The following is a 22,930-nucleotide window of genomic DNA, read 5'->3' on the forward strand; positions in this document are numbered from 1 at the left end:
GCGGCAGCAGCGACAGCGCAGCACGTAATGCGCTCACAAAAGCCGCAAAGCCCGCTATTTTATGCCTACTTTTTCTCATGCGAGACTCCCTGTGGATACCCAACGCTACCTGCAGCATATCGGCTTTACCGGCGCCGCCCGCCCTGACCTCCCCACGTTGCAACAGCTGCACCATCGCCACATGCTGAGCGTCCCGTTCGAGAACCTGAGCATTATTTATCATCAGGGTATTCAGCTGGCGCCGGAGGCGCTGTTCAGCAAGGTGGTCGAGCGCAACCGCGGCGGTTTCTGTTATGAGCTGAACGCGCTGTTCGCTCTGCTGCTGCGGGAGATCGGTTTCAAGGTGAGCTTCATCTCCGGCGAGATCCGCGCGCGCGACGGCCATTTCGGCCCGCCCTACGACCATCTGGCGCTGCGGGTGGATCTGGCGGGCCAGGCCTGGCTGGTGGACGTCGGTTTCGGCGATTCCTTCCTGACGCCGCTGAAGATCGTCGCCGCCGAGCCGCAACCGCAGGCCAGCGGCACCTTCCACTTGGAGCGGGAAGGTGACTATTACCTGCTGGAGCGCCGCAACGGCGACCAACGTTCGCATGCCAAAACCCTGTATCGCTTTACCGTTCAGCCGCGCGAGCTGCATGAGTTCGACGAGATGTGCCGCTTCCACAGCACCTCGCCGCAGTCGCACTTCACCCAGCGCCTGGTGTGTTCACGGCCGACGGACCACGGCCGGGTGACCCTCAGCGACATGAAGCTGATCGTGACCGAAGATCATCAGCGCCACGAAACGACGCTGCATTCGGAAGAGGAGCGGCGCACCGCGCTGTGGCAGCATTTCGCCATCGATTTGGATCGTTGACGGCGCAGGCGGCGCCCTTTTATTACGATTCTGTTACACCGATTGCATAACCGCGCTTGGCTGATTGCCAGCACCGCGGCGGCAGGCATCATAGGGCCATGATTCGGCAACAGAGTGCGAAAAATGATCCGTGTGATACTGGTGGATGACCATGTGGTGGTGCGCTCCGGCTTTGCGCAATTGCTCAGCCTCGAGGACGATCTCGACGTGGTGGGGCAATACAGCAGCGCGGCGGCGGCCTGGCCGGCATTGCTGCGCGACGACGTCAGCGTCGCGTTGATGGATATCGCCATGCCGGATGAAAACGGCCTCAGCCTGTTGAAGCGCCTGCGGGCGCAGAAGCCGCAGTTCCGTGCGATCATCCTCAGCATCTATGACTCCCCCACCTTCGTGCAAAGCGCGCTGGACGCCGGCGCCAGCGGCTATCTGACCAAACGCTGCGGGCCGGAAGAGCTGGTGCAGGCGGTGCGTTCCGTCGATATGGGCGGCCATTACCTGTGCGCCGACGCGCTGCGGGCGCTGCGCGGCGGCGAGCAGCCGGCCACGGCGCTGGAAGCGCTGACCCCGCGCGAGCGTGAAATCTTCGATCTGCTGGTCAAAGGCGACAGCGTAAAGGAGATCGCTTTCAAGCTCGCGCTCAGCCATAAAACGGTGCACGTGCATCGCGCCAACGTCCTGGGCAAGTTGCAGTGCAACAGCACCATCGAGCTGGTGCATTTCGCCCTCGACCATCAGTTGCTGGCGGGGCATTGATGTCGCCCAAACTCCGGCCCTGGGTTATCTCGCTATTTATCCTGTTGGCCTGGGGCAGCGGCTGGCTGATGCTGTGGACGCTCGGCTTCTATCTGACCCACAACGGCAACCAGGCGGCGCTGTTTCTGCCGCACGGCGTCTATCTCGCGCTGCTGATCCTGCTGGCGCGCCGCTATTGGCCCGCCCTGATAATTCCGCCGGTGCTGTTGCTGTTCTGGCTGCACGGCGAACGCCTGCTGAGCGGCTACGGCCTGCTGGCCGCGCCGTTTATCACCCTGCTTCCGGCCGCGGTCGCGCAACGACTCTGGCACCGTTTTCCGCTCTACTGGCAGCGGCTGACGCTGCTGCTGGCAGCGGTGACCGCCGCCTCGCTGCTCAACACCGCCCTGCTTTCGCCGTTTGTGCCAAGCCCGGCGATGCTGCTTGGCCTGGCGTCGTTTACCGGCGGCGTCTTGCTGACCCCGTTCGTCTATCTGATCTTTGAATTTCTGCGCCAGCAGCACCGTTACCACCTGCTGGGGCTGGACACCCCCAACCCGCCGCTGCGCGCGTCCTTAATCATCTGGTGCAGCCTGTTCTTCGTTATCGGCATCGGCACGCAGATGGTGCTGTCGCCGGAAATCGAACGCCTGCTGCTGATCGTGGTGTTTCTGCCGAACGTGGTGATGGCGTGGAAGTTCGGCTGGCAGGGCGGCGTGCTGTCCGGCCTGCTCGGCAGCATGATGATCACCCTCGCCCGGCAGGTCGGCGTGGGGTTCGGCAATCTGGTCGAGCTGGAAATCTTTCTGGCTACGCAGGCGCTGCTCGGCATCGGCCTGGGCATCGCCATCAGCCACCAGCAGCACCTGGCGCAAAACCTGCACCACTATCAGCGTCGCCTGGAAGAAGAGCTGGCGGCGCGGCGGGCGCTGACCGAAAAACTGATCCACACCGAAGAAGACACGCGGAAAAATCTGGCGCGCGAGCTGCACGATGAAATCGGCCAGAACATCACCGCGATTCAAATCCAGTCGCAGCTGGTCAAACGGGCGCGCGATCCGGCGCAAACCCAGGCCGCCGCGCACCAGATAAGCGAGCTCGCCCGGCGCATTCATCACTCCACGCGCCAGCTGCTGCGCCAGCTTCGCCCGCCCGCGTTGGACGAACTGGCGTTCAAAGAGGCGCTTCACCACCTGCTGAGCGAATTCGCCTTTGCCGAACGGGGCATCCGCTGCCGTTTCGACTACCGGCTCATAGACACGCCCGCCGGCGAAACGGTGCGCTTCACCCTCTACCGGCTGCTGCAAGAGCTGCTCAACAACGTGTGCAAACATGCCGAAGCCAGCGAGGTCGCCATCGTCTTGTATCAACAGGGCGCGCTTTTGCACCTCGAGGTGCGGGACAACGGCGTCGGCATCCGCGTGGACAAGGCGCCCGGCCTCGGCATTCAGGGGATGCGCGAGCGGGTCAGCGCGCTGGGCGGCGAGCTGACGCTGGAAACGCATTGCGGCACGAGGGTAATTGTTAACCTGCCCACAAATTTGCAACAAACCATCGACTAACTAGGAAAAAGTCTTAGCCACTCCGGACTTTCTCTCATCCCCTTTCCCTTTCACCTTCTTATAGTCAGCACCAGGGAGGCGGCTATGCAGGCACGCTCGGCATCTGAAATCGATCATCGTTACCGCGCGCTGCGCCCGCGACTGCTGCTGTACATGGTCATCGGGTACGCCGCCTTTTACCTGACGCGCAAAAGCGTGAATTACGTGCTGCCGGCGCTGCAAACGGATTTGGGGCTGGATAAAGGGGACATCGGCCTGCTCGGCTCGCTGTTTTACCTGAGCTACGGCCTGTCGAAATTCGCCGCCGGACTGTGGCACGACGGCCACGGGCAGCGCAAGTTTATGGGGATCGGCCTGTGCGCCACCGGCTTGCTGAACGTGGCGTTTGCCTTCGGCGAATCGTTGACGCTGCTGCTGGCGGTCTGGGCGCTGAACGGCTTCTTTCAGGGCTGGGGCTGGCCGCCCTGCGCGCGGCTGCTGACCCACTGGTATTCGCGCAACGAGCGCGGCTTCTGGTGGGGCTGCTGGAATATGTCGATCAACCTCGGCGGCGCGATCGTGCCGCTGATCAGCGCCTTCGCCGCCCAGCGCTGGGGCTGGCAGGCGGCGATGCTGATCCCGGGCGCCGTCAGCATGGTGTTGGGCATCTGGCTCACGCGGCGGCTGACGGGCACGCCGCAGGAAGAAGGCCTGCCGTCGGTCGGCCGGTGGCGCCACGATCCGCTGGAACTGCGCCAGGAACAGCAAAGCCCGCCGATGGGGCTGTGGCAGATGTTGCGCACCACGATGCTGAAGAACCCGATGATCTGGCTGCTCGGCGTCTCTTACGTGCTGGTCTACCTGATCCGCATCGCGTTGAACGACTGGGGCAATCTCTGGCTGACGGAAAGCCACGGCGTCAACCTGCTCAGCGCCAACGCCACGGTGATGCTGTTCGAGGTAGGCGGCCTGCTCGGCGCGCTGTTCGCCGGCTGGGGCTCGGATTTGCTGTTCGGCGGGCAGCGCGCGCCGATGATTTTGCTGTTCACGCTCGGGCTGATGGTTTCCGTCGCCGCGCTGTGGCTGGCGCCGGTGCATCACTACGCGCTGCTGGCGGGCTGTTTCTTTGCGGTGGGCTTTTTTGTCTTCGGCCCACAGATGCTGATTGGCCTCGCCGCCGTGGAATGCGGGCACAAAGGCGCAGCGGGCTCCATCACCGGTTTTCTCGGCCTGTTCGCCTACCTGGGGGCTGCGCTGGCGGGCTGGCCGCTGTCGCAGATCATCGAAGGCTACGGCTGGTCAGGCATGTTCAGTTTGCTGTCGATCGCCGCCGTTCTTATGGGTTTATTGCTGATGCCGCTGCTGATGGCGAGCGTTACCACCTCTACCGAGAGAAGGATAAAACAATGAAAAAAACCTTAGTCACTACCCTGATAGCTTCCGGCATCGCGCTGGCCACGCTGAGCGGCGCCGCGCATGCCAAGGGCCGCCTGGTGGTCTACTGCAGCGCCACCAATGAAATGTGCGAAGCGGAAACCAAAGCCTTCGGCGAGAAATATGACGTGAAAACCTCGTTCATCCGCAACGGCTCCGGCAGCACGCTGGCGAAAGTGGACGCCGAGAAGAAAAACCCGCAGGCGGACGTCTGGTACGGCGGCACGCTCGATCCGCAATCCCAGGCCGGTGAAATGGGGCTGCTGCAGCCATATAAATCGCCAAACCTCGAACAGGTGATGCCACAATTCCGCGATCCGGCGAAGCTGAAAGGCAACTACTCCTCGGCGGTCTACGTCGGCATTCTCGGCTTTGGCGTCAATACCCAGCGCCTGAAAGAGAAAAACCTGCCGGTGCCCAAGTGCTGGAAAGACCTGACCAAGCCGGAATACAAAGGCGAGATTCAAATCGCCGATCCGCAGAGCTCCGGCACCGCCTACACCGCGCTGGCGACCTTTGCCCAGCTGTGGGGAGACGATCAGGCGTTCGATTACCTCAAGCAGCTGAACGCCAACGTCTCGCAGTACACCAAATCCGGCATTGCCCCGGCGCGCAACGCCGCCCGCGGCGAAACGGCAATCGGCATCGGTTTCCTGCATGACTACTCGCTCGAAAAGGAACAGGGCGCGCCGCTTGAGCTGATCTCGCCTTGTGAAGGCACCGGCTACGAAATCGGCGGCGTCAGCATCCTCAAAGGCGCGCGCAACCTCGACAACGCCAAGCTGTTCGTGGATTGGGTGCTGTCGAAGGAGGCGCAGGAACTGGCATGGCAGAAAGGCAAGTCTTATCAGATCCTGACCAATACCACCGCCGCTACCTCGCCGAACTCGCTGAAGCTCGACGATCTGAAGCTGATCAACTACGACATGGACAAATACGGCTCGACCGAGGTCCGCAAGGCGCTGATCAACAAATGGGTCAGCGAAGTCAAGATGGGTAAATAAACCCGCATTCTGCGCCTGTTGCCGGGTAAGCCTCACGCCTTACCCGGCCTGAACATCCGGGAAACTTATGTCACATACACATGCTCTCCATCTCGTGAAAAAACGAGATGCGATATTCCTTTGGGTCTTGCTTGGCTGGCTGGCGTTCGCCCTGCTGCCGAGCTGGAGCCTGGATTACGGCCTGCTGGAGTCCACCGGCGATGAAATCCTCGCGGCCTACGGCTGGTCACACCGCAATGTCAGCTGGCTATGGTGCCTGTTGCCGAGCCTCCTGCTGCTTCGCCCCTACACCCCAGCGGGCGGTGAACGGCGGCGGCGCCACGCGTTCGATGCCGGCTGGGCGCTGCTGTGCATGGCCTTTATCGTCGTCAGCGCCACGGTGGCGGGGCGCGGTTTAGGCTACGCCACCCTAGTGCAATTGACCGCGCTGGGCGCCATCATGACGCTGGCGCTGACCCGCCTCGAATGGCTGGGCGGCGACCGTTTCGTTATCGGCGCGCTGGTCACCATCGTGGCGCTGATCGGCGTCTTCATCGTCTGGCCGAGCATCGCGATTTTCATTCCGATGTTCACCGACCAGACGGGTGCGTTCGCGCCGCTGGCGTTTATGAACGTGCTGTCGCAGGCGCATATCGTTCAGGTGATCCTCAACTCCATCGCCCTGTCGATCGCGGTGGGCGCCGGCTGCACCTTCTTCGGCCTGGTGCTGGCGATTTACACCACCCGCATCGCCAGGCGCAGCGCCATTATCGGCCGCATCTTCTCCATCCTGCCCATCGTCACGCCGCCGTTCGTCGTCGGCCTGGGCGTCACGCTGATGATGGGGCGCTCCGGCTACGTCACCGAGTGGATGGTGGCCTGGTTCGGCCTAACCAACACCAACTGGCTGTACGGCTTTACCGGCATCTGGCTGGCGCAGGTGCTGGCGTTCACACCGATGGCGTTCATGATCCTCGACGGCGCGATCAAGACCATTCATCCTTCGCTGGAAGAAGCCTCCTACACCCTGCGCGCCAGCCGTTGGCAAACCTTTAACGGCGTGTTCGTGCCGCTGCTGAAACCGGCGCTGGCCAACGCGTTTCTGATCGTGGTGGTGCAATCGCTGGCCGACTTCAGCAACCCGCTGGTGCTCGGCGGCAACTTCGACGTACTGGCGACGCAAATCTATTTCTACATCACCGGCTCGCAGCTCGACTATCAGGCCGCCAGCACCCTCGGCGCCTTCCTGCTGCTGTTCTCGCTGCTGGTGTTCTGCATTCAGTACCTGTGGATCGGCAAGCGTTCCTACGTCACCGTGTCCGGCAAATCCTACCGCGGTGACGTACAGCCGCTGCCGGTCACGCTGGTGTGGGGCGTGATCGCGCTGCTGGCGGTGTGGGTAGCCTTTAACGCCCTGCTCTACGGCAGCATTTTCTACGGCAGCTTCACCGTCAACTGGGGAGTGGATTACACGCTGACGCTGGATAACTTCATCAAGCTGTTCGGCCAGGGTATGAGCGACGGCGCGTGGCCTTCGCTGCTCGACACGCTGCTGTACGCCGGGATCGCCGCGCCGATCACCGCCGCCTTCGGCCTGCTGATCGCCTGGATCGTGGTGCGCCAGCAGTTCAGGGGCAAAAAGACCATCGAGTTCACCACCATGCTGTGCTTTGCGGTGCCGGGCACCGTGGCCGGCGTCTCTTACATTCTCGCCTTCAACAGCGCGCCGGTGTACCTCACCGGGACGGCCGCCATCGTGATTATCTCGATGGTGATGCGCAACGTGCCGGTGGGCATTCGCGCCGGGATCGCCGGGCTGGGCCAGATAGACAAATCGCTGGACGAAGCCTCGCTCAGCCTGCGCGCCGGCTCGCTGCGCACCATCACGCACATCCTGCTGCCGCTGCTGCGCCCGGCGATCCTGTCGGCGCTGATCTACAGCTTCGTGCGCGCCATCACCACCGTCAGCGCCATCGTCTTCCTGGTCACCCCCGATACCCGCGTGGCCACCGCATACATCCTCAACCGCGTGGAAGACGGCGAATACGGGGTGGCGATCGCCTACGGTTCAATTCTGATCGTGGTGATGCTGGCGATTATTTTCCTCTTTGACTGGCTGATCGGCGAGGCACGCATCTCCCGTTCAAAAGCCAAAAACCAGGCGTAATGGAGCCCATGATGAGCCAGAAAAATTTCGTTGAACTGCGCAACGTCTCCAAACGGTTCGGCAGCAACACGGTGATCGATAACATCGCGCTCACCATCCCTCGGGGGCAGATGGTAACGCTGCTCGGCCCTTCCGGCTGCGGCAAGACCACCATTTTGCGCCTGGTCGCCGGGCTGGAGAAACCGAGCGACGGGCAGATATTCATTGATGGCGAAGACGTCACCCATCGTTCCATCCAGCAGCGTGACATCTGCATGGTGTTCCAGTCTTATGCCCTGTTCCCGCACATGTCGCTGGGGGAAAACGTCGGCTATGGCCTGAAGATGCTCGGCATTCCGCGCGCCGAAGTGAAAGCACGCGTGCAGGAAGCGCTGGCGATGGTGGATCTGGCGGGGTTCGACGATCGCTATGTCGATCAGATCTCCGGCGGCCAACAGCAGCGCGTGGCGCTGGCGCGCGCGCTGATCCTCAAGCCGAAAGTGCTGCTGTTCGACGAGCCGTTGAGCAACCTCGACGCCAACCTGCGCCGCAGCATGCGCGAAAAGATCCGCGAGCTGCAAAAGCAGTTTGATATCACGTCGCTGTACGTCACCCACGATCAGAGCGAGGCTTTCGCGGTCTCAGACACCGTGCTGGTGATGAACAAGGGGCATATCATGCAGATAGGCTCGCCGCAGGATCTCTATCGGCAGCCGGCGTCGCGCTTTATGGCGAGCTTCATGGGGGACGCCAACCTGTTCCCGGCCGGCTTCAGCGCGGACTATGTCGATATCAGCGGCTATCGCCTGCCGCGCCCCGCGCACTTTGCCACCGAAGGCGCCGGCACGGTGGGCGTGCGGCCGGAAGCGATCACGCTGAGCGAGCACGGCGAGGAAAGCCAGCGCTGCGTGATCCAGCATGTCGCCTACATGGGGCCGCAGTATGAGGTGACGGTGGCGTGGCATGGGCAGCAGATTTTGCTGCAGGTTAACGCCACTCGCCTGCAGCCGAACGTCGGCGAACATTATTATCTGGAAATTCACCCCTACGGCATGTTTATGCTGGCGGACGCAGCATAATAAGCATCACTCTTAAGCGTTAGAATAACGGCCATTCCGCATAGAATGGCCGGAAATAACCGTCTCAAAAACCGTATTTATCTATTTTTACAATTCCACCCAAGTCCTTGTTCAATCGAAAAATAAATACAGCCGCATTCATTCAAAAATAACTGCCAGGGCCGACAAGGGTGATATTTTTATTTAGATAGGGTAAGCTTTATCCCGCAGTCGAAATTATTTAACGGCCAACTCAAGGAGAAATTCATGAGCAACAATGCAAACGCACAGGCGCAGCTGGATAATTTACGCAACGTCGCTTCCCAGCTGAAGGAAATGCGCCACTATGCGCAGTCGAATACCGAGACGCTCTCCGCACACTGGCTGGCCTTCGATCAGGGGGAATGCAAAAATAAGGCATTCGCCGAAGCCATTAACGACCTGTTGAATAAACAGGGTGCCTGTCTGGAAGGGCTGGAAAAAACCATTCAGGATATCGAGATAGAATTGAACCGTCTCGACAACGCCGCCTGATAATACCGATTTAAATAAACCCGCCGCGTGCGGGTTTATTTTTAGCTGCGGCAGATGACGCGCGCAATATCCCCTGACGTCGTCAGCGCGCGTATTTCGCTGAACAGTTCGGCGGCTTCGTCATATTCCTTGCGCAAATAGCCCAGCCACTGTTTGATACGCGCCACGTGATACAGGCCGGTGTCGCCCTGCTTTTCCAGATGGGCGTATTTTTGCAGCAGCTCAACCACCTGCGGCCAGGGCATACGCGGTTCGTTGTACTTCACTACCCGGCTCAGGTTCGGCACGTTGAGCGCGCCGCGCCCCAGCATGATGGCGTCGCAGCCGGTCGTCTGCAGGCAATCCTGCGCGCTCCGGTAATCCCAGATCTCGCCGTTGGCGATCACCGGAATGCTCAGCCGCTGACGGATCTCGCCGATCGCCGCCCAGTTGATGCGATCCGCCTTGTAGCCGTCCTCTTTGGTGCGGCCATGCACCGTCAGCTCGCTGGCGCCCGCCTGCTGCACCGCATCGGCGATTTCAAAACTGCGGTTGGAGGAGTCCCAACCCAAACGCACCTTCACCGTGACCGGCAGATGAGTCGGCACCGCCGCGCGCATCGCTTTGGCGCCCTGGTAGATCAATTCCGGATCTTTGAGCAGCGTCGCCCCGCCGCCGCTGCCGTTCACCAGCTTGGATGGGCAGCCGCAGTTGAGATCGACGCCGTAAGAGCCCAGCTCCACCGCGCGCGCGGCGTTCTCCGCCAGCCACTGCGGGTGCTGCCCCAGCAGCTGTACGCGCACCAGCGTGCCCGACGGCGTGCGGCTGGCGTGGCGCAGCTCCGGGCACAGCCGGTAGAACGACTTGGCCGGCAGCAGCTGATCGACCACGCGCAAAAATTCGGTGATGCACAGATCGTAGTCGTTCACCTCGGTGAGCAACTCACGCACCAAAGAATCGAGAACGCCCTCCATCGGAGCCAATAATACGCGCATGACCAATCCCAGCTAAAAAAAGACCCGCAATGATACGGGTGAATGCCCGCGCCAGACAAGCCTCCGCGGGCATTAAAAGCGCCGTCAGCCCAGCCGGCGGATCGGTTGGCCGGCGAGGAACGCCGCAATATCCTCGACCGCCTCGGTGAAGTAGGCGCGGTAGTTGTCGTCCGCCACGTAGCCCACGTGCGGCGTCGCCAGCACGTTGGGCAACTGACGAAACACATCGTCGGCCGGCAGCGGCTCCGTCTCGAACACGTCCAGCCCGGCGCCGGCAATCTTCCGCTGTTGCAGCACGTCCACCAACGCCGCCCGATCGACGATCGCCGCACGCGAGGTGTTGAGCAGGTAAGCGGTGGGCTTCATCGCCGTCAATTCGTCACGCCCCACCAGCCCGCGGCTGCGATCGCTCAGCACCAGGTGGATAGAGACAAAATCGCTCTGCTCGAACAACGCCCGTTTGGACGGCGCCAGTTCAGCCCCCTCCTGCGCCGCCCTTTCCGCCGTCAGGTTCTGGCTCCAGGCCAGCACCCGCATGCCGAACGCCTGCGCCACCCGGGCCATCTGGCCGCCGATCTTGCCCAGCCCCAGCAGCCCCAGCGTTTTCCCCTGCAGGGTGACGCCGAGATCCCGCTGCCACGGGCCGTTGTTTTGCAGCCCGACGCTTTCCGGCACGATATGCTTCGCCAGCCCGAGCAGCAGCGCCCAGGTCAGCTCCATCGGCGCCGCCGACCCGCTGCTGGTGCCGCACACCACCACGCCGCGCTCGGCGGCGGCGGCCAAATCGATAGCGGCGTTGCGCATGCCGGAGGTGATCAGCAGCTTCAGCTTCGGCAGCCGCGCCAGCAGCGAGGCGGTCATCGGCGTGCGCTCGCGCATGATGACCAGAATGTCGCACTCCTGCAGATGCACCGCCAGCTCCGCCTCATCGGTAAAGTGCGCGCTGATGGCGGACACCTCCACCCGCTCGGCCAGCGCCGACCAGTCCGCCATCTTGAGCGCCACCTGCTGGTAATCATCGAGAATTGCGCACTTCAATTTCATCTCCGTCTCCTGGAATCTAGGGGTAGCCACCGTCCAGCCTAGTACGAAAATGCCTTTCCGCCAGGCAAAAAAAAGCCGCCCGTATCGGCGGCTTACTCTTAGAGCAATCAGGCTTATTCGGCCGGTTTGCGATTGCGCGGGCGGCGCGAAGGCGCGCCGGAACGGCGCTGGCCGTCACCCTGCGGGCGGGCGTTACCGTTGCCGTTGCCGCGGTTTTCACGCTGGCCGCCGTTCGCGTTACCGCTGCGCTGACCGCCGCCATTACCGGAACGCTGGCCACCGCCGTTGCCGCGCGGCGCACCGCGCCCGCCACCCTGGCGGCCGTTGATGATCGGCTCGGCCTTGATAGTCGGATCCGGCTCGTAGCCCGGCAGCGCGATGCGTGGAATTTCACGCTTCAGCAGACGCTCGATGTCGCGCAGCAGCTTGTGCTCGTCCACGCACACCAGCGAGATAGCTTCGCCGGTGCGCTCCGCGCGGCCGGTACGGCCGATACGGTGCACGTAGTCTTCCGGCACGTTAGGCAGCTCGTAGTTCACCACGTGCGGCAGCTGGTCGATATCCAGACCGCGCGCCGCGATGTCGGTGGCCACCAGCACGCGGATGCGGCCGTCTTTGAAGTCCGCCAGCGCACGGGTACGGGCGCCCTGGCTCTTGTTGCCGTGGATCGCCGCGGCGGTGATGCCGTCTTTGTTCAGCTGCTCCGCCAGGTGGTTGGCGCCGTGCTTGGTGCGGGTAAACACCAGCACCTGTTTCCAGTCGCCTTCGCCGATCATCTGCGACAGCAGTTCCCGCTTACGCTTCTTGTCGACGAAATGCACGCTCTGTTCGATCTGCTCGGACGCGGTGTTGCGGCGCGCCACTTCTACCGAAGCCGGGTTGTGCAGCAGCTTGTTGGCCAGCGCCTTGATGTCGTCGGAGAAGGTGGCGGAGAACAGCAGGTTCTGACGCTTGGCCGGCAGCTTGGCCAGCACGCGGCGGATGTCGTGGATAAAGCCCATGTCCAGCATGCGGTCCGCTTCGTCCAGCACCAGAATTTCGATTTTGGACAGGTCAACCGCGTTCTGATGTTCCAGATCCAGCAGACGACCCGGCGTCGCCACCAGGATATCGACGCCGCCGCGCAGCTTCATCATCTGCGGGTTGATGCTCACGCCGCCAAACACCACCAGCGAACGCAGGCGCAGGTGTTTGCTGTAGGCATCGACGTTTTCGCCGATCTGCGCCGCCAGCTCACGGGTTGGCGTCAGGATCAGCGCGCGCACCGGGCGACGGCCCTTGACCGGATGGTCATGCTTGCTCAGCAGCTGCAACAGCGGCAGGGTAAAACCGGCGGTTTTACCGGTGCCGGTCTGGGCGCTGGCCATCAGGTCACGACCTTCCAGCACGACAGGAATAGCCTGACGCTGAATTGGCGTCGGTTCGCGATAGCCCTGTTCTTCAACAGCGCGCACAATTTCAGCACTTAAGCCGAGGGTTTCAAATGACATAAAGAGAAAAACTCCAGATCCCCCCTAACCTAACGGTGTTCGGTGCAGTTTCCTGGGAGGATGATCAGACGGGGCATTAAGCATGACCACGAGGGATTGGCACAAACTGCAGTGCACCAGGCGCCGATTGTAACAGAAGTCGCGCAATAAAAAGCACTTTTACGCGTGGAGAGCACAATCTGCCGTAAATTCAGCATTGTCTGAAGCCGATCACATAACGCATTGTGATTGGCGGTTGCATTTTAAACAATCTGGCATAAAGTTAATCATATGATTGATTAACTTCGAGCGTGACCCATGCCAGCTTCCGTACCTCATCAGGCCGCCGGCCGGGCGCGCGGCGAGCAAGCGCGCCGGCAGCTGCTCGCCGCGGCGACCGACCTGTTCGGCGAATATGGCCTGCAGGGCGCCACCACCCGCGATATCGCCCAGCGCGCCGGCCAGAACATCGCCGCCATCACCTATTACTTCAGCTCCAAAGAGGGGCTGTACCTGGCCGTGGCGCAGTCGCTCGCCGATTTCATCCAGCAGGCGTTCGCCCCGCTGGCCGAAGAGGTCGATCGCTTCTGGCAACAGCCCGTCGCGCAGCGCTCACCCGACGCGGCGCTGCGTTTGCTGCAGCGTGGCCTGCTGGCCTTCAGCGAACTGATGACCCAGCCGCACACGCTGAACCTGAGCAAAATCATGTCGCGCGAACAGCTCGCCCCGACCGACGCCTACCCGCTGATCCACAGCCAGGTGATCGCGCCGATGCACGAGCGGCTGTGCCGCCTGCTGGCGGCCGCCACCGGCATCGACGAACGCGCCCCCCGCCTCGTGCTGCATACCCATGCGCTGATCGGCGAGGTGCTGTCGTTCCGCGTGGCGCGCGAAACCATCCGCCGTCAGGCCGGCTGGCAAGAGATTGGCGAGGGCGAAGCGGCGCAAATCGCGGCGGTGCTGAGCGAGCATATCGAGATTCTGGTTGTTGGGCTGCGCCAACGTCACGGCGCGTAAATTCAGGCAGGGAGTGTTATGAACAAAAAACGCAGTGCCTTGATCGTGTTGTTAATTCTGCTGATCGCGGCCGCCGCTTACGGGGTATGGCATTACCAACAGCAGCAGGATAAGCCGCTGACGCTGTATGGCAACGTCGACATCCGCACGGTGAACCTCGGCTTTCGCGTCGACGGCCGCCTGGCGTCGCTGACGGTGGATGAGGGCGATGCCGTTCAGCCGGGCCAGCTGCTCGGTAAGCTGGACGACGCCCCCTACCGCAACGCGCTGCAGCAGGCCGAAGCCAACGTCGGCAGCGCGCGCGCCAAGCTGTCGCTGCTGCAGGCCGGTTACCGCGCCGAAGAGATCGCCCAGGTGCGGTCGGAAATGGCGCAGCGCCAGTCCGCCTTCGTCTACGCCGACAGCTTCCTGAAACGCCAGCAGGGGCTGTGGGCGAAAAACGCCACCTCCGCCGACGCGCTGGAGGATGCGCGCACCGCCCGCAATCAGGCGCAGGCCAACCTGCAGGCGGCGAAGGACAAGCTGTCGCAATACCGCAGCGGCAACCGCCCGCAAGAAATCGAACAGGCCAAGGCCGACGTGGCGCAGAGCGAGGCGGCGCTGGCGCAGGCACAGTTGAACCTGCAAGACGCCACGCTGGTTTCCCCTTCCGCCGGCACGGTGCTGACCCGCGCGGTGGAGCCAGGCACCATGCTCGGCGCCGGCGGCACGGTCTTCACCCTGTCGCTGACCCGGCCGGTGTGGGTGCGCGCCTACGTCAACGAAACCAGCCTGAGCCAGGCGGTGCCCGGCACCGAACTGGAGATCTACACCGACGGCCGCCCCGGCAAGCCTTATCACGGCAAGATCGGCTTCGTCTCGCCGACCGCCGAATTCACGCCGAAAAGCGTTGAAACGCCGGATCTGCGCACCGATCTGGTGTACCGCCTGCGGGTGATCGTCACCGACGCCGATGACGCGCTGCGCCAGGGCATGCCGGTCACCCTGCGCTTCGCCAAACCCTGAGGCCGGCCATGGAACAGGCGCACACCATTGAGCTGGAAGGGCTGGAGAAGCGCTTCCCGTCGCTTGAGAAACCGGCGGTCGCCAGCCTGACTACCACCCTGCGCAGCGGCGCGGTGATCGGGCTGGTCGGCCCAGACGGCGCCGGCAAAACCACCCTGCTGCGCATGCTGGCCGGGCTGCTGCAGCCCAGCAGCGGCAAACTGCGGGTCGCCGGGCTGGATCCGATCGCGCAGGATCGTCAACTGCACGCGATCCTCGGTTACATGCCGCAGAAGTTCGGGCTGTATGAGGATCTGACGGTGATGGAGAACCTGACGCTGTACGCCGATCTGCGCGGCGTCACCGGCGATCTTCGCCGCCAGACCTTCGAGCGGCTGTTGCAATTCACCGATCTGACCCGCTTCACCGAGCGCCTGGCGGGCAAGCTGTCCGGCGGCATGAAGCAAAAGCTGGGCCTGGCCTGCACGCTGCTGGGCGAACCTCAGGTGCTGTTGCTGGATGAGCCGGGCGTCGGCGTCGATCCGATCTCGCGCCGCGAGCTGTGGCGCATGGTGCACGAGCTGGCCAACGACGGCATGTTGATCCTGTGGAGCACGTCTTATCTCGACGAAGCCGAGCAGTGCCGCGAAGTGCTGCTGCTCAACGAGGGCGAGCTGCTGTTCAGCGGTGCGCCGCAGGCGCTGACCCGCCGTATGGCCGGGCGCACGGTGTTGATCGCCGCGCCCCCCGGCAGCCATCGATCGCTGCTGCAGCGGGCGATCTGCCTGCCGGCGGTCACCGACGGGGTGATCCAGGGCAAGTATCTGCGCCTGATCCTGAAGGAAGGCGAAGATCACCGCCGGCTGTTGCAGGCACTGGATCTGCCGGACGCCGAACTGGACGAAGCGGATCCGCGCTTCGAGGATGCGTTTATCGATCTGCTCGGCGGCGGCCCCAACCACCGCTCGGCGCTGGCGGAGATCATGCCGACCGTCAACGGCGCAAGCGGTGAAACGGTGATCGAAGCGGTGCAGCTGACCAAAAAATTCGGCGACTTCGCCGCTACCGATCACGTTGATTTCCAGGTGCGGCGCGGCGAAATTTTCGGCCTGCTCGGGCCGAACGGCGCCGGCAAGTCCACCACCTTCAAAATGATGTGCGGCCTGCTGATCCCCTCCAGCGGCAAGGCGTTGGTGCTGGGGATGGATCTGAAGACCAGCTCCGGCAAGGCGCGCCAGCGGCTCGGCTACATGGCGCAAAAATTCTCGCTGTACGGCAACCTGACGGTGGCGCAAAACCTGAAGTTCTTCTCCGGCGTCTACGGCCTGGGCGGCAAGGCGCAGCGCGACAAAATCGACGAGATGTCCCGCGCCTTCAACTTCGCGCCGATCCTCGATCAGACGCCGGACGCGCTGCCGCTCGGCTTCAAACAGCGCCTGGCGCTGGCCTGCGCGCTGATGCACGAACCGGATATCCTGTTCCTCGACGAACCGACTTCCGGCGTCGATCCGCTGACGCGGCGCGAGTTCTGGTTGCACATCAACGGCATGGTCGACAAGGGCGTCACGGTGATGGTGACCACCCACTTTATGGACGAGGCGGAGTACTGCGACCGCATCGGCCTGGTGTACCGCGGCAAGATCATCGCCGCCGGCACGCCGGACGATCTCAAACAGCAGGTGGCGCGCGACGACAATCCCAACCCCTCGATGGAGCAGGCGTTTATCGAGCTGGTGCAGGGCTACGATGAGGAGGAATCACGGTGAGCGATAACCGCACCCCAATCGACGACGGCGGCTTCTCCTGGCGCCGGCTGCGCGCGCTGTGCCTGAAGGAAACGCGGCAGATACTGCGCGATCCCAGCAGCGGCCTGATCGCCTTCGTCATCCCGCTGATGCTGCTGTTTATCTTCGGCTACGGCATCAACCTGGACTCCAGCAAGCTGCATCTGGGCATTCTGATGGAGCAGCAGAGCGAAGACGCGCGCGATCTGGCCCACGCCTTCGCCGGCTCGCCCTATATCGAACCGACCATCAGCGACAACCGCCAACGGCTGATCCAGCAGATGCAGGCCGGCACGATCCGCGGCCTGGTGGTGATCCCGGTGGATTTCGACCAGCGCATGGCGCGCCCGCACGACAGCGCCCCTATCCAGGTGATCACCGACGGCAGCGAGCCGAACACCGCCAACTTCGTGCAGGGTTACGCCCAGGGCGTATGGCAAGTTTGGCAGCAGCAGCGCGCCGCCGAGCGGGGTAACAGCGACAAGCCGCTGATTGACGTGCAGATGCGCTACTGGTTCAACCCGGCGGCCATCAGCCGGCACTACATCATTCCCGGCGCCATCACCATCATCATGACGGTGATCGGCGCCATCCTCACCTCGCTGGTGATCGCCCGCGAATGGGAGCGCGGCACCATGGAGGCCCTGCTGTCCACCCAGGTGACGCGCAGCGAGCTGCTGCTCTCCAAGCTGATCCCTTATTACTTCCTCGGCATGGCCGCCATGGCACTGTGCATGGCGGTGGCGGTGTGGGTGCTCGGCGTGCCCTATCGCGGCTCGCTGCTGATCCTGCTGCTGATCAGCAGCCTGTTCCTCGCCAGCACCCTCGGCATGGGCCTGCTGATCTCCACCCTCACCCGCAATCAGTTCAATGCGGCGATGGTGGCGCTGAACGCCGCCTTCCTGCCGTCGATCATGCTGTCCGGCTTCATCTTCCAGATCGACAGCATGCCGGCCATCGTGCGCGCGGTGACCTACATCATTCCGGCGCGCTACTTCGTCAGCACGCTGCAAACGCTGTTCCTGGCGGGCAACGTCGGCACCGTGCTGCTGATCAATCTGCTGTTCCTGATCGCTTCCGCGGTGGTGTTCATCGGCCTGACGGCCTGGAAAACCCAGCGCCGGCTGGATTGAGGAGAAAAGCGATGTTTCATCGTCTGTTGACGCTCATCATCAAGGAAATGCAGGCGCTGCTGCGCGATCCGCAAACCCGCGCCATTTTAATCATGCCGGTGATCCTGCAGGTGCTGCTGTTCCCGTTCGCCGCGACGCTGGAAGTCACCAACGCCACCATCGCAGTCTACAGCGAGGACAGCGGCCAGGCCTCGGTAGAGCTGACCCAGCGCTTCGCCAAGGCCAAGGCCTTTCAACACGTGCTGCTGCTGCGCAGCCCGCAGGAGATAAAGACCACCATCGACAACCAGCGGGCGCTGCTGCTGATCCGCTTCCCGGCGCAGTTCTCGCGCGATATCGCCACCGGCAACACCGCGCCGCTGCAGCTGCTGCTCGACGGGCGCAACTCCAACAGCGCGCAGATCGCCGCCAACTACGTGCAGCAGATCGTGCAGGAATATCAGAACGAGCTGCTCGGCAACCGCGCTAAACCCAACAACAGCGAGCTGGTGGTGCGCAACTGGTATAACCCGAATCTGGACTACAAATGGTTCGTGGTGCCATCGCTGATCGCCATGATCACCACCATTGGCGTGCTGATCGTCACCTCGCTGTCGGTGGCGCGCGAACGCGAACAGGGCACGCTGGAACAGCTGCTGGTCTCGCCGCTCACCACCTGGCAGATCTTTATCGGCAAGGCGGTGCCGGCGCTGATCGTCGCCAGCTTCCAGGCCAGCATCGTGCTGCTGATCGGCATCTTCCTGTATCAGATCCCGTTCGCCGGATCGCTGCTGCTGTTCTATGCCACCATGCTGATCTACGGGCTGTCGCTGGTCGGTTTCGGCCTGCTGATCTCGTCGCTGTGCGCCACTCAGCAGCAGGCGTTCATCGGCGTGTTCGTGTTCATGATGCCGGCGATCCTGCTCTCGGGTTACGTCTCGCCGGTGGAGAATATGCCGGTGTGGCTGCAGGATCTGACCTGGGTTAACCCGATACGCCACTTCACCGACATCACCAAGCAGATCTACCTGAAGGACGCCAGTTTCAGCATCATCTGGCACAGCCTGTGGCCGCTGCTGGTGATCACCGCCACCACCGGCAGCGCCGCCTACGCGCTGTTCCGCCGCAAGATCGCATAAAAAAGGCTCTGCATGTCACATGCAGAGCCTGGTAAGTCCTGTGGATTTCAAGCTGCTGCTTGAAAGACCACGGATTTAGCGACGGTTGCCGAAGATACGCAGCAACATCAGGAACAGGTTGATGAAGTCGAGATACAGCGTCAGCGCGCCGACGATGGCGTACTTGCGGAAGCTGTCTTTATCATCGGCGTTCAGTTGCTCGCCCATCGCCTTGAGTTTTTGCGTGTCGTACGCGGTCAGGCCGACGAACACCACCACCCCGATGTAGGTGATCGCCCACATCAGCGCGGTGCTTTTCAGCCAGATGTTCACCAGCGAGGCCAGCACGATGCCGATCAGCGCCATGAACAGCATGCTGCCGAAGCCGCTCAGATCGCGCTTGGTGGTGTAGCCATACAGGCTCATGGCGCCAAACATGCCGGCGGTGACCACGAAGGTGCTGGCGATCGAGCTGTAGGTGTAGGCAATGAAGATGCTCGACAGCGTCAGCCCGGTCAGCGCCGAGTACAGCATGAACAGCGAAGTGGCCACCGCGCCGCTCAGGCGGTTGACCATGCCGGAAATCACGAACACCAGCGCCAGTTGGGCGATGATCAGGCCGAAGAAGGTGATCTGGCTGGAGAAGATGAAGTTGAGGATCGCGGGCGTGTTGGCCGCATACCAGGAAACGAACGCCGTCAGCAGCAGACCACAGGTCATCCAGCCGTAAACCTGCGCCATGTAGGCCTGAATGCCGCTGTTGGCACGTTCGACGATTGAACCATTAGAGCGTGGATATCGGTCCATGACGGTTACCTTTTGCGTTGTAAACAAGATTCCGAAGCCCCGCGAACGGGGCTTCGCCTGCTATAAGCGTACCACAGAATATGCCGGGCGAAAGCGGCAAAGGTCTTGATTTGTTTCCGCTGTTGACGCGTTATTTAGCCGCGTCGTGCCAGCGCTGCGCGGCCTCGCGATCGCTGTCGCGGGCGTCCACCCAACGATCGCCCTGGCCGGTGGCTTCTCGCTTCCAGAACGGCGCGCGGGTCTTCAGGTAGTCCATGATGAACTCGCTGGCGGCGAACGCCATGCTGCGGTGTGCGCCGGTCACGCCGACGAACACGATCTCGTCGCCGGGATACAGCGCGCCGACGCGGTGGATCACCGTCACCCGCTGCAGCGGCCAACGGCTGCGCGCCTCGGCCACGATCTCCGCCAGCGCCTTCTCGGTCATGCCGGGGTAGTGTTCCAGCGTCAGCGCGCTGACGTCGTCACCCAGATTATGGTTGCGCACCTTGCCGGTGAAGGTCACCACCGCGCCATCGGCGTCGCACTGCGCCAGCCACTGGTACTCGTCGCCGACGTTGAACGGCGCTTCGCCCACGCGAATGCGGGTATTTTCCATGCTTACCCCCCGGTGACCGGCGGGAAGAAGGCCACTTCATCGCCGGCGCGCAGCGGATGGTCCGCCGCCACCAGCGACTGATTGACCGCCGCCAGCAATTTGCCGGACTCCAGCGCCAGCGCCCAGCGATCGCCGCGCGCACACAGCGCCTGGCGCAGCGCCTCGACGGTCGGGTAATCCGCCGGCATCGACAGGCCGCCGGTGCCCACCAGTTCGCGCACCTGCGCGAAGAAAAGAATATCGATCATACGTTCACCTTAAAATCGCCGGATTTGCCGCCGCTTTTCGCCAGCAGGCGCACCGGGCCGATCACCATGTCTTTCTGTACCGCTTTGCACATGTCATAGATGGTCAATGCCGCCACCGAGGCGGCGGTCAGCGCCTCCATCTCGACGCCGGTTTTGCCGGTCAGCCGGCAGCAGGTTTCGATGCGCACCCGGCTGTGCTGCGTTTGCGCCTCCAGCTGCACTTCGACCTTGCTCAGCATCAGCGGGTGGCACAGCGGGATCAGCTCCCAGGTGCGTTTGGCCGCCTGAATGCCGGCGATGCGCGCCGTGGCGAACACGTCGCCCTTGTGATGGCTGCCGTCGACGATCATCGCCAGCGTGGCGGGCAGCATCTCGACGAAGGCTTCGGCGCGCGCCTCGCGCACCGTTTCGGCCTTGGCGGAAACATCGACCATATGGGCTTCGCCGGCGGCGTTAATATGGGTTAGCTGTGTCATGACTCAGGGCTTCTTCAAATGGGGCTGGAAGTTGCACGGGCGATGGCGCGCGTCCAACTGCTCTTCGATAATCCGCTCCCAGGCGGTGCGGCAGGCGCGGGTGGAGCCCGGCATGGCGAAGATCACCGTGCGGTTGGCCAGGCCGGCCAGCGCGCGCGACTGGATCGTCGCGGTGCCGATCTCTTCGTACGACACCATGCGGAACAGTTCGCCGAATCCTTCCACCTCTCTGTCGAACAGCGGCAACAGCGCTTCCGGCGTGTTGTCGCGGGCGGTAAAACCGGTGCCGCCGGTGATCAGCACCGCCTGCACGTTGTCATCGGCGATCCAGGCGGAAACCCGCGCGCGGATCTGGTAAATGTCATCTTTGACGATGGCGCGATCCACCACCTGGTGGCCGGCTTCCTGCGCCGCTTCCTGCAGATAGTGGCCGGAGGTGTCTTCCGCCGCGCCGCGGCTGTCGGAGACGGTCAGGATGGCGATATGCGCCGCAATAAACTCGCTGCTCGCATGGCTCATGGTTCAATAGGCTCCTATTCTGAGATACCCAACAGATTTCAAGTTGCAGCCAAGCGGCCAGTGCGTAAATCCCCAGGAGCTTACTCCGGTAAGTGACTGGGGTGAGCGCACGCAGCCAACAACGCTGCGGCTTGAAATATGTGGGTATCAGCCGCCGATAAACGACAGGTTCTGGGTGATCCCGCTGTTGCCCTGATGCAGGAAATGGGTCTGCTTCTTGCTCAGCAGCCCGCTCTGGATGCGCGCCTTCAGCGCGTCGAGCTGGCCGTCCTCGGCCAGCAGATCGCGCAGGGGCACCCCCTGCTCGCCGAACAGGCACAGGTGCAGATTGCCGATGGAAGAAACGCGCAGCCGGTTACAGCTGGCGCAGAAGTCTTTTTCATACGGCATGATAAGCCCCACCTCGCCCTGGTAGTCCGGGTGGCTGAACACCTGCGCCGGGCCGTCGCTGCGGCCGCGTGCCTGGCGCTGCCAGCCCTGCTGCTCCAACTGCAGGCGAATCACTTCGCCGGAAACGTGGTGTTTGCGAAACAGCTCGCCGCCCTCGCCGGTTTCCATCAGTTCGATAAAGCGCAGCTGGATAGGCCGGTCCTTGATCCAGGCGAGAAAGGCGCCGAGCTGCTGGTGGTTAACGTCGCGCATCAGCACTGCGTTGACCTTGACCTTGCTGAAACCGGCGCTGAAGGCGGCGTCGATGCCGTCCATCACCTGGCGGAACTTGTCCTGACCGGTGATGGCGTGAAACTGGCGGGGATCCAGGCTATCGATGCTGACGTTGATCGCCGTCAGACCGGCGTCACGCCAGGCGGCGACGTCGCGCGCCAGACGGTAGCCGTTGGTGGTGACCGCCAGGGTACGGATGGCCGGGTTTTCCCGCACGGCGGCGATGATCTCGGTAAAATCGCGGCGCAGCGAAGGCTCGCCGCCGGTCAGGCGCACCTTTTCGGTGCCCAGTTCGGCGAACGCGCGGCTGACGCGGCGGATTTCATCCAGCGACAGGAAGCTTTTCGGGCTGCCGCTCGGCTTGTAGCCGTCGGGCAGACAATAGGTGCAACGAAAGTTGCACACGTCGGTGATCGACAAGCGCAGGTAATAGAACTTGCGCTCATAAGCATCAATGAGTTGCGGCACCATAACACCTTTCCAAAGTCGGGAGATGCGAGCGTTTCCCCTCTGCACCCTGGTGGCTGACTTCGCCACGGCCCAGGCGCCATATCGTTCCGGATGAACAACGTAGGCGCAGGGGCTAGGAGTTTGATTTCTCTTCCCGCTACCTTGAGTAGCCGGAACGAAACCGTGGTTTTCAGCAGAATTCTAGCGCTAATCGGCAACGATAGCCAACGCGTAAATTCGCTATATAATTGTCTATACAGCGTTTTTAGACGCCGCGTATTCTGGTAAACCATGATAAACATCACTTGCGCGGACGAATTGACCAGAATCACGCAAATGACACTCTTTATGCCCTAAATAATTGGAGTTGCCTCCCGACGGCA

At 62.5% G+C, this 22,930-nt stretch carries 22 protein-coding genes and 1 riboswitch; of the genes, 13 read left to right on the plus strand and 9 right to left on the minus strand.

Features of this window, described 5'->3' with window-relative positions:
• Positions 1 to 91 precede the first annotated feature (91 nt).
• The 8 genes from REA38_RS05325 to REA38_RS05360 all read left to right on the plus strand — a co-directional run bounded on the left by REA38_RS05325 (position 92) and on the right by REA38_RS05360 (position 9,284).
• Positions 92 to 856, plus strand: a complete 765-nt coding sequence (locus REA38_RS05325) for an arylamine N-acetyltransferase (protein WP_103829741.1) — start codon at positions 92 to 94, stop codon at positions 854 to 856.
• 123 nt (positions 857 to 979) lie between these two features.
• The gene (locus REA38_RS05330) at positions 980 to 1,609 is read left to right on the plus strand and encodes a response regulator transcription factor (protein WP_033647090.1); all 630 of its coding nucleotides are present in this window, start codon (positions 980 to 982) and stop codon (positions 1,607 to 1,609) included.
• A complete protein-coding gene (locus REA38_RS05335) occupies positions 1,609 to 3,150 on the plus strand; it encodes an MASE1 domain-containing protein (RefSeq protein WP_308885224.1) in 1,542 nt (513 codons plus the stop codon). Before REA38_RS05330 ends, REA38_RS05335 begins: the two co-directional genes overlap by 1 nt.
• 60 nt (positions 3,151 to 3,210) lie before the next feature.
• The gene (uhpC, locus tag REA38_RS05340) at positions 3,211 to 4,539 is read left to right on the plus strand and encodes an MFS transporter family glucose-6-phosphate receptor UhpC (RefSeq protein ID WP_275429459.1); all 1,329 of its coding nucleotides are present in this window, start codon (positions 3,211 to 3,213) and stop codon (positions 4,537 to 4,539) included.
• Complete coding sequence (locus REA38_RS05345; RefSeq protein ID WP_033647097.1) at positions 4,536 to 5,567, plus strand: ABC transporter substrate-binding protein; 1,032 nt, start codon at positions 4,536 to 4,538, stop codon at positions 5,565 to 5,567. The genes uhpC and REA38_RS05345 overlap by 4 nt, the downstream gene beginning before the upstream one ends.
• Before the next feature lie 67 nt (positions 5,568 to 5,634).
• Complete coding sequence (locus REA38_RS05350) at positions 5,635 to 7,713, plus strand: iron ABC transporter permease (protein ID WP_308885226.1); 2,079 nt, start codon at positions 5,635 to 5,637, stop codon at positions 7,711 to 7,713.
• 11 nt (positions 7,714 to 7,724) lie between these two features.
• Positions 7,725 to 8,771: a ferric ABC transporter ATP-binding protein gene (fbpC, locus tag REA38_RS05355; RefSeq protein ID WP_033653496.1), complete on the plus strand. Its 1,047-nt coding sequence runs from the start codon at positions 7,725 to 7,727 to the stop codon at positions 8,769 to 8,771.
• Between the two features lie 246 nt (positions 8,772 to 9,017).
• A complete protein-coding gene (locus tag REA38_RS05360) occupies positions 9,018 to 9,284 on the plus strand; it encodes a hypothetical protein (protein WP_033637517.1) in 267 nt (88 codons plus the stop codon).
• A 41-nt stretch (positions 9,285 to 9,325) separates the two neighbouring features.
• Here the strand turns inward: REA38_RS05360 and dusC are convergent, their stop codons facing one another.
• The 3 genes from dusC to rhlE all read right to left on the minus strand — a co-directional run bounded on the left by dusC (position 9,326) and on the right by rhlE (position 12,792).
• Positions 9,326 to 10,258, minus strand: a complete 933-nt coding sequence (gene dusC / locus REA38_RS05365; RefSeq protein ID WP_308885227.1) for a tRNA dihydrouridine(16) synthase DusC — start codon at positions 10,256 to 10,258, stop codon at positions 9,326 to 9,328.
• Between the two features lie 84 nt (positions 10,259 to 10,342).
• The gene (locus REA38_RS05370) at positions 10,343 to 11,302 is read right to left on the minus strand and encodes a D-2-hydroxyacid dehydrogenase family protein (protein WP_103829744.1); all 960 of its coding nucleotides are present in this window, start codon (positions 11,300 to 11,302) and stop codon (positions 10,343 to 10,345) included.
• Positions 11,303 to 11,415: 113 nt separating this feature from the next.
• A complete protein-coding gene (gene rhlE / locus REA38_RS05375; RefSeq protein ID WP_033637514.1) occupies positions 11,416 to 12,792 on the minus strand; it encodes an ATP-dependent RNA helicase RhlE in 1,377 nt (458 codons plus the stop codon).
• A 297-nt stretch (positions 12,793 to 13,089) separates the two neighbouring features.
• Between rhlE and cecR the strand changes: the two genes are divergently transcribed.
• From cecR to REA38_RS05400, 5 genes are read left to right on the plus strand one after another with little or no spacing between them, the layout of a single operon-like run.
• Positions 13,090 to 13,788 carry a transcriptional regulator CecR gene (gene cecR, locus REA38_RS05380; protein ID WP_041033964.1) on the plus strand — a complete coding sequence of 233 codons (699 nt, stop codon included), beginning with the start codon at positions 13,090 to 13,092 and terminating at the stop codon, positions 13,786 to 13,788.
• 18 nt (positions 13,789 to 13,806) lie between these two features.
• Positions 13,807 to 14,793: a secretion protein HlyD gene (gene hlyD / locus REA38_RS05385; RefSeq protein WP_308885229.1), complete on the plus strand. Its 987-nt coding sequence runs from the start codon at positions 13,807 to 13,809 to the stop codon at positions 14,791 to 14,793.
• 8 nt (positions 14,794 to 14,801) lie between these two features.
• A complete protein-coding gene (locus tag REA38_RS05390; RefSeq protein WP_049195905.1) occupies positions 14,802 to 16,538 on the plus strand; it encodes an ATP-binding cassette domain-containing protein in 1,737 nt (578 codons plus the stop codon).
• Positions 16,535 to 17,689 carry an ABC transporter permease gene (locus REA38_RS05395; protein ID WP_308885231.1) on the plus strand — a complete coding sequence of 385 codons (1,155 nt, stop codon included), beginning with the start codon at positions 16,535 to 16,537 and terminating at the stop codon, positions 17,687 to 17,689. Before REA38_RS05390 ends, REA38_RS05395 begins: the two co-directional genes overlap by 4 nt.
• Positions 17,690 to 17,700: 11 nt before the next feature.
• On the plus strand, positions 17,701 to 18,807 hold the full coding sequence (locus tag REA38_RS05400; RefSeq protein WP_033647114.1) for an ABC transporter permease: 1,107 nt from the start codon (positions 17,701 to 17,703) through the stop codon (positions 18,805 to 18,807).
• 75 nt (positions 18,808 to 18,882) lie between these two features.
• Here REA38_RS05400 and REA38_RS05405 read toward each other — a convergent pair whose 3' ends face one another.
• From REA38_RS05405 to moaA, 6 genes are all read right to left on the minus strand, one after another.
• Entirely contained in the window at positions 18,883 to 19,593 is a 711-nt protein-coding gene (locus REA38_RS05405; protein WP_033637508.1) for a Bax inhibitor-1/YccA family protein, read from the minus strand.
• Positions 19,594 to 19,723: 130 nt separating this feature from the next.
• A complete protein-coding gene (gene moaE, locus REA38_RS05410; RefSeq protein ID WP_004939764.1) occupies positions 19,724 to 20,191 on the minus strand; it encodes a molybdopterin synthase catalytic subunit MoaE in 468 nt (155 codons plus the stop codon).
• A gap of 2 nt (positions 20,192 to 20,193) precedes the next feature.
• Positions 20,194 to 20,439, minus strand: coding sequence for a molybdopterin synthase sulfur carrier subunit (moaD, locus tag REA38_RS05415; protein ID WP_019453985.1), 246 nt, complete (start codon positions 20,437 to 20,439; stop codon positions 20,194 to 20,196).
• Positions 20,436 to 20,915 (minus strand): cyclic pyranopterin monophosphate synthase MoaC, encoded by a 480-nt coding sequence (gene moaC / locus REA38_RS05420; RefSeq protein ID WP_033637506.1) that lies wholly within the window; start codon positions 20,913 to 20,915, stop codon positions 20,436 to 20,438. Before moaC ends, moaD begins: the two co-directional genes overlap by 4 nt.
• Positions 20,916 to 20,918: 3 nt before the next feature.
• A complete protein-coding gene (gene moaB / locus REA38_RS05425) occupies positions 20,919 to 21,434 on the minus strand; it encodes a molybdenum cofactor biosynthesis protein B (protein WP_033637505.1) in 516 nt (171 codons plus the stop codon).
• A gap of 147 nt (positions 21,435 to 21,581) precedes the next feature.
• A complete protein-coding gene (gene moaA / locus REA38_RS05430; protein ID WP_041033959.1) occupies positions 21,582 to 22,568 on the minus strand; it encodes a GTP 3',8-cyclase MoaA in 987 nt (328 codons plus the stop codon).
• A riboswitch (molybdenum cofactor riboswitch) is annotated at positions 22,555 to 22,699 on the minus strand. (Overlaps the previous gene by 14 nt.)
• Positions 22,700 to 22,930 lie beyond the last annotated feature (231 nt).

This window comes from Serratia sp. MF1(2023), from assembly GCF_030954545.1.
Lineage (GTDB): Bacteria > Pseudomonadota > Gammaproteobacteria > Enterobacterales > Enterobacteriaceae > Serratia > Serratia sarumanii.

What these genes read in the sequence shown, in the direction of transcription:
- moaB (WP_033637505.1), bottom strand. Translation starts at nt 21,434, where the DNA reads ATGAGCCATGCGAGCAGCGAGTTTATTGCGGCGCATATCGCCATCCTG.
- moaC (WP_033637506.1), bottom strand. Translation starts at nt 20,915, where the DNA reads ATGACACAGCTAACCCATATTAACGCCGCCGGCGAAGCCCATATGGTC.
- REA38_RS05370 (WP_103829744.1), bottom strand. Translation starts at nt 11,302, where the DNA reads ATGAAATTGAAGTGCGCAATTCTCGATGATTACCAGCAGGTGGCGCTC.
- REA38_RS05335 (WP_308885224.1), top strand. Translation starts at nt 1,609, where the DNA reads ATGTCGCCCAAACTCCGGCCCTGGGTTATCTCGCTATTTATCCTGTTG.
- cecR (WP_041033964.1), top strand. Translation starts at nt 13,090, where the DNA reads ATGCCAGCTTCCGTACCTCATCAGGCCGCCGGCCGGGCGCGCGGCGAG.
- moaA (WP_041033959.1), bottom strand. Translation starts at nt 22,568, where the DNA reads ATGGTGCCGCAACTCATTGATGCTTATGAGCGCAAGTTCTATTACCTG.
- REA38_RS05390 (WP_049195905.1), top strand. Translation starts at nt 14,802, where the DNA reads ATGGAACAGGCGCACACCATTGAGCTGGAAGGGCTGGAGAAGCGCTTC.
- REA38_RS05400 (WP_033647114.1), top strand. Translation starts at nt 17,701, where the DNA reads ATGTTTCATCGTCTGTTGACGCTCATCATCAAGGAAATGCAGGCGCTG.
- rhlE (WP_033637514.1), bottom strand. Translation starts at nt 12,792, where the DNA reads ATGTCATTTGAAACCCTCGGCTTAAGTGCTGAAATTGTGCGCGCTGTT.
- moaE (WP_004939764.1), bottom strand. Translation starts at nt 20,191, where the DNA reads ATGGAAAATACCCGCATTCGCGTGGGCGAAGCGCCGTTCAACGTCGGC.
- REA38_RS05330 (WP_033647090.1), top strand. Translation starts at nt 980, where the DNA reads ATGATCCGTGTGATACTGGTGGATGACCATGTGGTGGTGCGCTCCGGC.
- REA38_RS05345 (WP_033647097.1), top strand. Translation starts at nt 4,536, where the DNA reads ATGAAAAAAACCTTAGTCACTACCCTGATAGCTTCCGGCATCGCGCTG.
- fbpC (WP_033653496.1), top strand. Translation starts at nt 7,725, where the DNA reads ATGAGCCAGAAAAATTTCGTTGAACTGCGCAACGTCTCCAAACGGTTC.
- REA38_RS05360 (WP_033637517.1), top strand. Translation starts at nt 9,018, where the DNA reads ATGAGCAACAATGCAAACGCACAGGCGCAGCTGGATAATTTACGCAAC.
- REA38_RS05405 (WP_033637508.1), bottom strand. Translation starts at nt 19,593, where the DNA reads ATGGACCGATATCCACGCTCTAATGGTTCAATCGTCGAACGTGCCAAC.
- hlyD (WP_308885229.1), top strand. Translation starts at nt 13,807, where the DNA reads ATGAACAAAAAACGCAGTGCCTTGATCGTGTTGTTAATTCTGCTGATC.
- moaD (WP_019453985.1), bottom strand. Translation starts at nt 20,439, where the DNA reads ATGATCGATATTCTTTTCTTCGCGCAGGTGCGCGAACTGGTGGGCACC.
- dusC (WP_308885227.1), bottom strand. Translation starts at nt 10,258, where the DNA reads ATGCGCGTATTATTGGCTCCGATGGAGGGCGTTCTCGATTCTTTGGTG.
- REA38_RS05350 (WP_308885226.1), top strand. Translation starts at nt 5,635, where the DNA reads ATGTCACATACACATGCTCTCCATCTCGTGAAAAAACGAGATGCGATA.